This is a genomic window from Endozoicomonas sp. SESOKO3, from assembly GCF_024606255.1.
On record NZ_JAHHPR010000312.1, the window covers coordinates 1 to 1579 of the forward strand.

A 1579-nucleotide genomic window follows, 5' to 3' on the forward strand; every position below is an offset into this window, starting at 1 on the left:
TATTCCAGCCCATGCTTGCGCAGGGCATTCATGACCTTTTCTTTATGATCCCCAAATGATGGGCCCGGTGGCGCATAAAACTCCAATCGGTAACGGTAAGATGGATTGATAACAAAGCATTGATTTCCCAGGCCATACACCTGCTCAACCAATCTGGTAGCGCTTTTAGGATTTAATAATAAAAAATGATGTAAGAGCTCCCTGCGGGTGTCCTCACTGATCGCATCACTCATTAACATTTCCCGCAGACTGTCTTCCGGTTTTTCCCGAAGAAACACTGACCACTGACACTCACCTAACCGCCGGGCATGACGAACAAACTGTTGGTGGTGTTTGCTTAATAAGCTGCGACAAGCGGCAGAAGTGTACCACCCCCCTCCACTCCGATAAGACATTAAGAAAAGGCAATGTTGAAAGGCAAATCTATCCGCTTCTGTCGCAACGTCACGATTAAGGCGTTGTGCAAGCAAGTTAAAGTCCCACTGACCTCCTTCAAAAATGGGCTTGTTCCCAAACTGACGATCCAGATTGTACATAGCACGTAACACCTTGATCAGTTTTTCAAAGGCATCCTGCATGATTTTCGGTGAGGTCATTCGGGAGCATTCGACGGTCATTTCACCTGCTACGGCGTTACAACCCAGCTTCATGTTATCGGTATTTTTATCCAGTTTGATCTCTTTCAATAATTGCCCCAGAAACCACATACGCCTTAACTTACCGGATTTACCATCGTCACCAGGTCGATCAAATTTGTCAGAAAATGTCAGCCGCAAGGTTCGTCCTTTACCCCCCTCCGCGTGTTCAAGTAGCTCTATAAGGCCCACATGACTTCCAAGATTCAGGTTAACAATCGAGGCTTCATCCATACTGATTACAATCCCTGAAAGCCCTAAATCTTCCATGTATTCTTTGCCAGACGGCCTCAATAGCGGTGACTTTTCACCCAACACACCCGGAGTCGTACAATCAACATAGGTGATGTCCTTTTTCGTGAAGATCCTGCCCTGACGCGAAGCCAGAGTGACCGGTGCCAATGCCTCTACAAAACGCTGATGCAAGGCAAAAATCAGCTCATGGACACTCTGCACCTTCTCAGCCCTCTCAGGGTTGAGAGCCTGAAGACAGGATTGCAGCTGATGGCAGCCTGCCATCCACGAACGAAACATTCCCCGGGATAGCAGCCCGTCTTCTGAGGCTTGTATGGGCAGAATGATACTCTTTGAATGGGATCGGATAGTCTTTTTCAGCAACTCGAACCGGTTGTTCAGTTGCGGTAATTCTTTCAGCAATCGCTTGACCTTGGGTGGACTGTTGTCGCCCGCCAGCAGCAAAAAGGCCCGATAACCCTTCAACAGTGCTTCAGCACCATGAATTAGCCGACTTACGTTATCCCTCGTCTCAGCCAGTCGTTTTGATCGTTGTGGCGACATGCTTAATTTTATGGGGTTTGCCAGACAATCCAGTCCACCCCCGGAGGCAAAAAACGACAATAGGCGGGCATTTTGATCCGTGAGCCATTGGAAACCGCTGGCGACCTGACAAAATGTGCCTTCAGGGGGAGACAAATCATCCCGTG

General features: G+C 48.4%; 1 protein-coding gene. It reads right to left on the reverse strand.

Annotated elements, in window-relative coordinates; translation table 11 throughout:
• On the reverse strand, positions 1–1433 hold a 1433-nt coding region (locus KDK18_RS05485; RefSeq protein WP_257253775.1), incomplete at its 3' end, for a hypothetical protein.
• Positions 1434–1579 lie beyond the last annotated feature (146 nt).